Consider the following 7,933-nt stretch of genomic DNA (forward strand, 5'->3'; position numbering starts at 1 on the left):
CGATCCGGCCGTGGCACCCCAGGTCGGTCGCGCGCAGGTGCTGGCGTGGCGGCTGGCCGGCCACGGCCTGGCCGAGCGGCTGCCCGCCGGGCGCCGGGCCGAGGCGGTCCGGCCGGCCGGGCTGCGCACCGGGGGGCCCGACTCCGCCCTCGTCGGCTGGCACGCGCGGGCCGAGGGGGTGAGGCGGGGCGACCTGGACGACGCCCTGACCGGGCGCCGCTGGGTGGAGGGACCCACCGCCCGCGGCGCCCGGGTCCTCGACCCCCGCGACCACGCCGCCCTCACCGTGGGTGCCCTGCCCCCGGACGACGAGGCGCTGGCCGACCGGCTGCGCCGTCGCGGGGCGGCGACCGGCGCCGATCCCGGCGCGCTGCTGCGCGAGGGGACCGCCGCGGCCCGCGCCGCGCTGGCCGACGGGCCGCGGACGCAGGCCGAGCTCTCCCAGGCGGTGACCCGCGGGCTGCCCGCCTCGGCGTCGGCGTTCTGCCGCGCGTGCGACGCCGTGCACGTCGACGTCGGGCTGTTCGGCATGGTCGCGCTGGCCGTCGGCTGGGTCCGCGGGGACGACGGCGCGTTCGTGCTGCCCGAGCAGCGGCTGGCCGAGCCTCCCGACCGCGACCCGGGGGCGGCGGCCACGGCCCTGCTGGCCTGGTTCCTGCGCGCCTTCTCCCCCACCACGCCCGCCGAGCTCGCCGCCTGGCTCGCCGTCGGCGCCGCGGAGGCCCGTCAGCGGTGGGCGTCGGCACCCGAGCTCGCCGAGGTGGCGGTCGACGGCCGCCGCGCCTGGGTGCCCGCGGCCGACCTCGACGCCCTCCTCGCGGCCGAGCCGGCCGACGGCGTCCGGCTGCTGCCGCCCTACGACAGCGCGCTGGAGGGGCCCGACCGCTCGACGCTCGTGCCCGACCCCGCCCTGCACCGGGAGGTCTGGCGGATGGTCGCCAACCCGGGCGTGGCGGTGGTCGACGGCGCGGTGTCCTGCGCGTGGCGGGCCCGCAAGAAGGGACGCGGCCTGGAGGTGGCGCTGCTGCCGCTTCCCGACTGGCGCCCCGCGCACGAACGGCGCGTCACCGACGGGCTCGCCGAGGTGGCGGCGCTGCGCGGGGCGGAGCTGACCGGCGTCGAGGTCAGGCCGGCGCCCAGGTCGTGACGTCGACCGCGACGGTCACCCGCACCGGCTCGGGCAGCCGCGCCACGGCCGCGGCCAGCTGCTCCGGGGCGAGGTGGCGGGCGTGCGGGCCCATGCCGACCAGCGGCGCCACGGCGTCCCGGCCGAGCGACAGCTGCTCGCGGTGCGCGGCCGCGCGCACCGGCCGCAGGTGCGGCTCGAGCGAGGCCGCCGTCCGCGCGCCCTTGGCGGGGTCGACGCGCAGCAGGCCGAGCGGCGCCACCAGCTCGGCGAGGTGGTCGGCCGCCGGGGTGACCACGACCAGCCGCCCGCCCGGCCGCAGCACCCGCGCGGTCTCCGGGCCGTTGCGCGGCGCGAAGACGACGAGCACGCGGTCCAGCACGGCGTCGCGCACCGGCAGCCGCGCCCACGTGTCGGCGACGACGGCCATCGCCCGCGGGTGCGCCCGGGCCGCCCGCCGGGCGGCGTACGGGGAGGAGTCGAGGACGACCCCGGCGGCGTCGGGCACCCGGTCGAGGACGGCGGCCAGGTGGTGGCCGGTACCCCCGCCGAGGTCGAGCAGGGAGCCGGGGCCGCCGTCGGCGAGGACGGCGGTGGTCAGCGCCGCGGTGACGCCGGCGTAGGCGCCCGAGTCCAGGAAGGCGACCCGGTCGGCGACCATCGCGGCCGAGTCACCCGACGGCGGGCGGTGCCCCGGCGGGAGCAGCGTCAGGTGCCCCTGCCGCGCCCGGTCGAACGCGTGTCCCGCGGCGCAGCGCAGCCCGTCGGGCGTCGCGGCGAGGCCGGCGCCGCAGACGGGGCAGGCCAGCAGCTCGACCGCGCGGGCCGGCAGCGGCGGTCGGGCGGTCAGCGCGGCACCGGGTGGAAGGTGACGTCGTGCAGGCCGCCGTCGGACGCGACCGCGGTGACGAAGGTGCCGTGCGGTTGCCGCCGCCGGTCGGTGGGCGAGCCGGGGTTGATCAGCCGCAGGCCGGTGCCGGCGGTGGTGTCCCACGGGATGTGGCTGTGCCCGAAGACCAGGACGTCGGTGTCGGGGAATTGCGCGGCGCACCGCTCCTCGCGGCCCTTCTTGTCGCCGGTCTCGTGCACCACCGCGAGGCGGACCCCCTCGACCTCCGCTCGCGCCACCTCGGGCAACCGCTCGCGCAGCGGGCCGTGGTCGTTGTTGCCGTGCACCCCGAGCAGCCGCCGGGAGCGCGCCTCGAGCTCGTCGAGGAGGGCGACGTCCACCCAGTCGCCGGCGTGCACGACGACGTCCGCGGCGTCGATCGCGGCCCACAAGGAATGAGGTAGGTCACGCGACCGCTTCGGGATGTGCGTATCTGCGGTCAACACCAGCGAAACAGGCACGACGAGATGGTCGCAGGCCGATACCTTCCCCGATCGGCTCCCCGGCCACCGCGCCGAGACGAAGGCCGAGACGACGAAGGAAGAGACGTGACCGACCCCGTACCCGTGACCACACCCCCCGGCGCGGACGAGCCCTACCCCCGGCGGTGGCTCGCCCTCGCGGTCATCGCCGTGACCGTGCTGATGATCATCCTCGACGCCACGATCGTGAACATCGCGCTGCCGGCGGTCTCCGCCGACCTCGACATCAGCGCGGCGTCGCAGCAGTGGATCGTCACCGCCTACACCCTGACCTTCGGCGGCTTCCTGCTGCTCGGCGGCCGGATCGCCGACTTCTGGGGCCGCAAGCGCACCTACCTGGTGGGTGCGGGTGGCTTCGCCCTCGCCTCCGCCCTCGGCGGCGTCGCGACCGACGAGGCCCTGCTGTTCGCCGCGCGCGCCCTGCAGGGTGCCTTCGGCGCGCTGCTCGGCCCGGCGTCGCTCGCGCTGCTGACCGTGCTGTTCACCGACGCCAAGGAACGCGCCAAGGCGTTCGCGGTGTACGGCGCGATCGCCGGCGGTGGTTCCGCGGTCGGTCTGCTGCTCGGCGGCGTCCTCACCGAGTACGTCGACTGGCGCTGGTGCTTCTGGGTCAACGTGCCGGTCGCGGTGATCGCGATCGCCGCGGCGATCCCGTTCGTGCCCGAGAGCAAGGCGCCCGGCGAGACCAGCTACGACATCCCCGGAGCCGTGCTGGTGACCCTCGGCCTCACCTCGTTCGTCTACGGGTTCACCCGCGTGGCCGAGGCCTCGCAGGAGAACGCGGCGGCGGGCAGCAGCGAGACGGGGTGGTCCGAGCCCTGGGCGCTGTTCTTCATCGGCGTCGGCGTGCTGCTGGTGGCGCTGTTCGTCGTCGTCGAGCTGCGGGTGCGCAACCCGCTGCTGCCGATGCGGCTGGTCCTCGACCGCAACCGCGGCGGCGCGTACCTCACCTCCACGCTGGTCGGCGCGGGGCTCATCGGCGCGTTCTTCTTCCTGAGCCTCTACTTCCAGCAGGTGCTCGGCTACGAGCCGGTCGAGGCCGGTTTCGCCTCGCTGCCGTCCACCCTGGGCGTGCTGGTCTCCGCCGGCCTCGCCAGCGGCCTCGTGCCCAGGATCGGGCCCAAGCCGCTGATGGTCGTCGGCGGCGTGATCGCCTCGGGCGGGCTGTTCCTGCTGTCGTTCCTCGACGTCGACAGCGGGTTCTGGGGCCTGGCCTTCCCCGGCCAGCTGCTGCTCGGCCTCGGCCTGGGCTTCACCTTCGTGCCGCTGGCCAACCTCGCCCTGATCGGCGTGGGCGCGCCCGACGCCGGCGCCGCCAGCGCGGTGCTGCAGGCGGTCCAGCAGGTCGGCGCCTCGATCGGCACCGCGCTGCTGGCCACCCTGTCGGTGTCGGCCATCACCGCGTCGTTCGCCGACCAGGCGGCGCGGGCCGCCGCGTCCGGGACGAACCCGGAGGACCCCGCCGTGACGCAGGCGATCAACCTCAGCGCGCAGGTCGAGGGCTACACGACGGCCTTCACCTGGGCCGCCGGCCTGCTCCTCCTGGGCGCGCTGGTCTCCGCGGTGCTGATCAAGGCCACCAAGGACGACCTGCCCGCCGAGGGCGACGCCCTCGTGCACGCCGGGTAGGAGGCGCACCCCGACCGCCCGCGGCCCGCTCGGGCGCGGGCGGTCGTGCGTTCAGGGGCGGTTCTGCGCGGCGAGGGCCCGCAGGTGGGCGTTGTACGCCTCGAGCTCGGCGTCGTCGTCCCGCTTCGCCTGGCGGTCGTCGCGGCGGCCGCGGCGCTCCTCCGAGCCGGCCCAGGACAAGAAGACGACGGCCAGCACGAGCACGGTGGGCAGCTCGGAGAAGGCCCACGCGATGCTGCCGGCGGTGCCCTGGTCGGCGAGCGGGTCGACGCCCCACGACGCCGGCGGCCGGGCGAACGCCTCCACGACGAGCGACCCGGCCATCATGATCGCCACCCCGAAGAAGGCGTGGAACGGCACGGGGACGACCAGCTCGAGGATCCGCCCGGCGTGGCCGAGGGTCCCCGGCCACGGGTCCTGGCCCAGGATCGGCCCGAAGAACAGCAGCCCGGTGACCAGGAAGTGGGCCAGCATGAACTGGTGGCCCAGCGGATCGGCCATCAGGTCGTCGAAGACCGGCGTGAAGTAGACGCCGTAGAGGCTGCCCAGGAACAGCGGCAGCGTGAAGAACGGGTGCGAGAGGATCCGGGCCACCCGGCTGTGCAGCGCCTCGAGCAGCAGCGCCCGCGGCGCCCCGGCCGCGCCCCTGCCCCGCGGCAGCGCCCGCAGCGCGAGCGTCACCGGTGAGCCGCAGAGCAGCAGCAGCGGCGAGATCATCGTCAGCACCATGTGCTGCACCATGTGGATGCTGAACAGCACCATGCCGTAGCCGGACAGCCAGGTCCCGGTGACGGCGAACAGCGAGACCGCCCCGGCGACGAACGACGCCGTCCGCCACCACGGCCAGGCGATCCCGGAGCGGCGCAGCCGGACGACGCCCACCAGGTAGGCCAGCAGCGCCACCAGGCTCAGGACGGCGACGACCGACCAGCCGTCGAGGTGCGGCACGAACATCCGGCCCCACGTCGGCGGCTGGTCGGGCATCCACATGCCCGAGTGGTCGTGCTCCACCGGCTCAGTCTCCCACCTCGGCGGGGCGGCCCGGGGGCGCGCCTAGATCTGGACGCCGCGCTCCCGCAGCCACGGGATCGGGTCGACCTTCTCCCCGTCGAGACCGCCGACGTGCACCTCGAAGTGCAGGTGCGGGCCGGTGGACTGCCCGCGGTTGCCGAGCAGGGCGATGGTGTCGCCGGCCTTCACCACCTGGCCGGGCTGCACGAGGATCTCCTCCATGTGCCCGTAGACGGTGACGTCGCCGTTCTCGTGCTGGATGTAGACCGCGTTGCCGTAGCCGGACGCCGGGCCGGCCTCGAGCACGACGCCGTCCATGGCCGCGTACTCCGGCGTCAGCATGGGCGCGGCGAGGTCGATGCCGGCGTGCAGGGTGCCCCAGCGGAACCCGAAGCCGCTGGTGAGCCGGGCGCCGTTGACGGGCAGCACCGCCTTGGGCCGGTTGGCCTCGGCGATGGCCTCGGCGGCCAGCCGGTCGGCCTCGGCCTGCGCCGCGATGGCCTGGGTCTGCTGGGCCTCGCGGGTGGCGCGGCTGGCCGCGAGCTCGGCGAGGCGGTCGGTGTCGTGCGCGTCGGGCGCGGCGGGCGTCTCCGAGGAGATGCCGAGCTCGGCGGCCACGCTCATCGAGTGGCTGGGCTCCTCGGCCGGGTCGGCCTGCGCCGCCGGGCCGGCGTAGACGGCGACGACGCCCAGCGCGCCCACCAGGGTGGCGGCCGCGTAGAGGGCGGGACGGCGGCGCAGCAGCCGGCCGCGCCACGGCCGGCGGGCGAGGTGGCGGGCAGGCGTGCCGTCGCCGTCCTCCTCGCCGGTGGCGGGCTCCCCGACGACGTCGGCGGGCTCGACGGCGACCTCGGGGGTCGGCTCCGGGGTCGGCTCGGCGCTCGCCTCGGCGGCCGGGCGCGGACGCGGCGTGGGGCGCGGGCGCGGCTTCGGCGCGGCCTCGGCGGTGGGCGCGGAGGACTCTTCGGGGGCCGTGATCCCGGTCGCCGCGGGCTCGGCCGTCGTGGCCTTCGCCTTCCTCGGCGCCGGGGCGGGCTTCGCAGCCGTCGCCTCCTTGGCGGTGGAGGTCGAGCCGGGGCGGGTGCTCCGGGGCTTCTGCGCGTCACCCTGGCGCGGCGCGGGGGCAGCCTTCGAGGCCTTCTCCCCGGCCGAGGCGGCCGGCCGCCGCCGGGACCGCGTCCCTCCGGCTGGGGCGAGGGAGGTTCCGGCGCGCGTGGGGGGCGCCGAGCCCTCGTCGGGGAGGCGGTCGTGGTCGTGCGAGGACATGCACCTGACTTCCGTCGGCGGACAAGTTCGTTCGCCCCGGGAAGGAGGGCGTGCGCCCAGCCGGCGGAGGCGGGCGAGAGCCATGTAAACACGTCGTGATCTGTTCGTGACCTGAGCGGCTGGGAATAGGGGCTCAGATCATGAGCTGGGTCACATAGCCTCATCGATGTCGTTCAGCGCTGCGTAAAGCCTTGTTTGCGGAGTGTGATCGACACGCCGTCCTGAGCCAGTGAAACGAGCGACGAGCGTCACGGAGGGGCAGGAGGGTCCTTCGGAGGCCGATCGGCGGCCCGTTCGAGGGAGAAGTCCTTACATGCGCGCAGTGACGTGGCACGGCCGTGCCGACGTCCGGGTGGACACCGTCCCGGACCCGGCGATCCAGGAGCCGACCGACGTGATCGTGGAGATCACCTCGAGCGGCATCTGCGGGTCCGACCTGCACCTCATCGAGGTCATGGCGCCCTTCATGACCGTCGGCGACGTGATGGGCCACGAGCCGATGGGCGTGGTCCGCGAGGTCGGGCCGGAGGTCACCGCGGTCAAGCCCGGCGACCGCGTCGTCGTCCCGTTCAACATCTCCTGCGGCACCTGCTGGATGTGCTCGCAGGGCCTGCAGTCGCAGTGCGAGACGACCCAGAACCGGGAGAAGGGCTTCGGCGCCTCCCTGTTCGGCTACACGAAGCTCTACGGGCAGGTGCCCGGCGGGCAGGCCGAGTACCTGCGGGTGCCCTTCGGCAACACGCTGCCGATCAAGGTGCCCGACGGCCCGCCGGACGACCGGTTCGTCTACCTCTCCGACGTGCTGCCCACCGCGTGGCAGGCCGTGCAGTACGCCGGCATCCCCCAGGGCGGCAGCGTCATGGTGCTCGGCCTGGGGCCCATCGGCGACATGTCCGCCCGCATCGCCCAGCACCTGGGTGCCGCGCAGGTCTTCGGCGTGGACGACGTCCCCGAGCGGCTGGCGCGGGCGCGGGCCCGGGGCGTGTCGACCATCGAGACGACGAAGAAGGACGAGGTCGTCGCCGCCGTCCGGGACGCCACCGACGGCCGCGGGCCCGACGCCGTGATCGACGCCGTCGGCATGGAGGCGCACGGCTCGCCGCTGGCCACCATCGCGCAGAAGGCGACGGCGATCGTCCCCGACGCGGTGATGGAGAAGGTCATGCAGGTGGCCGGCGTCGACCGGCTCGCCGCCCTGAACACCGCGATCGAGGCCGTCCGGCGCGGCGGCACGATCTCGCTGTCGGGGGTCTACGGCGGTGCCACCGACCCGCTGCCGCTCATGCGCATGTTCGACAAGCAGATCCAGCTGCGCATGGGCCAGGCCAACGTGTGGCGCTGGGTGCCCGACATCCTGCCGCTGGTCGAGGCCGAGGACTTCCTCGGCGTCGAGGAGTTCGCCACGCACCACGTGCCGCTGGAGGAGGCGCCGCAGGCCTACGCCAACTTCCGCGAGAAGAAGGACGGCGCGGTCAAGGTCCTGCTCAAGCCGTGACGGCGGGCGCCCGGGCCGGGTTTTCCCGGCCCGGG

At 75.4% G+C, this 7,933-nt stretch carries 7 protein-coding genes; 3 read left to right on the top strand and 4 right to left on the bottom strand.

The genetic code is table 11. The features are described from left to right. The first annotated feature begins 10 nt into the window (after window positions 1-10). Window positions 11-1,147, top strand: a complete 1,137-nt coding sequence (locus tag ACI797_RS16355) for a DNA glycosylase AlkZ-like family protein (RefSeq protein ID WP_456859782.1) — start codon at window positions 11-13, stop codon at window positions 1,145-1,147. On the opposite strand, the gene ACI797_RS16360 is transcribed toward ACI797_RS16355, so the two are convergent. Both ACI797_RS16360 and ACI797_RS16365 read right to left on the bottom strand, forming a co-directional pair. Then, entirely contained in the window at window positions 1,125-1,958 is an 834-nt protein-coding gene (locus tag ACI797_RS16360) for a putative RNA methyltransferase (protein ID WP_456859790.1), read from the bottom strand. The two genes, ACI797_RS16355 and ACI797_RS16360, sit on opposite strands and share 23 nt — an antisense overlap. Window positions 1,959-1,972: 14 nt before the next feature. Beyond that, entirely contained in the window at window positions 1,973-2,476 is a 504-nt protein-coding gene (locus ACI797_RS16365; RefSeq protein WP_456859783.1) for a metallophosphoesterase family protein, read from the bottom strand. 87 nt (window positions 2,477-2,563) lie between these two features. Between ACI797_RS16365 and ACI797_RS16370 the strand changes: the two genes are divergently transcribed. Continuing rightward, window positions 2,564-4,126 (top strand): MFS transporter, encoded by a 1,563-nt coding sequence (locus ACI797_RS16370; protein ID WP_456859784.1) that lies wholly within the window; start codon window positions 2,564-2,566, stop codon window positions 4,124-4,126. A 51-nt stretch (window positions 4,127-4,177) separates the two neighbouring features. Here the strand turns inward: ACI797_RS16370 and ACI797_RS16375 are convergent, their stop codons facing one another. Both ACI797_RS16375 and ACI797_RS16380 read right to left on the bottom strand, forming a co-directional pair. Further along, window positions 4,178-5,137: a cytochrome c oxidase assembly protein gene (locus tag ACI797_RS16375; RefSeq protein WP_456859785.1), complete on the bottom strand. Its 960-nt coding sequence runs from the start codon at window positions 5,135-5,137 to the stop codon at window positions 4,178-4,180. Window positions 5,138-5,179: 42 nt separating this feature from the next. Then, a complete protein-coding gene (locus ACI797_RS16380) occupies window positions 5,180-6,403 on the bottom strand; it encodes a peptidoglycan DD-metalloendopeptidase family protein (protein WP_456859786.1) in 1,224 nt (407 codons plus the stop codon). Window positions 6,404-6,716: 313 nt separating this feature from the next. Here ACI797_RS16380 and ACI797_RS16385 point away from each other — a divergent pair, with 313 nt between their 5' ends. Further along, window positions 6,717-7,898 carry a zinc-dependent alcohol dehydrogenase gene (locus ACI797_RS16385; protein ID WP_456859787.1) on the top strand — a complete coding sequence of 394 codons (1,182 nt, stop codon included), beginning with the start codon at window positions 6,717-6,719 and terminating at the stop codon, window positions 7,896-7,898. Window positions 7,899-7,933: the final 35 nt, after the last annotated feature.

Source organism: Geodermatophilus sp. SYSU D00691 (assembly GCF_054050275.1).

Excerpts from the sequence above, each read along its gene's own strand:
- ACI797_RS16385 (WP_456859787.1), top strand. The coding sequence starts at position 6,717 with ATGCGCGCAGTGACGTGGCACGGCCGTGCCGACGTCCGGGTGGACACC.
- ACI797_RS16380 (WP_456859786.1), bottom strand. The coding sequence starts at position 6,403 with ATGTCCTCGCACGACCACGACCGCCTCCCCGACGAGGGCTCGGCGCCC.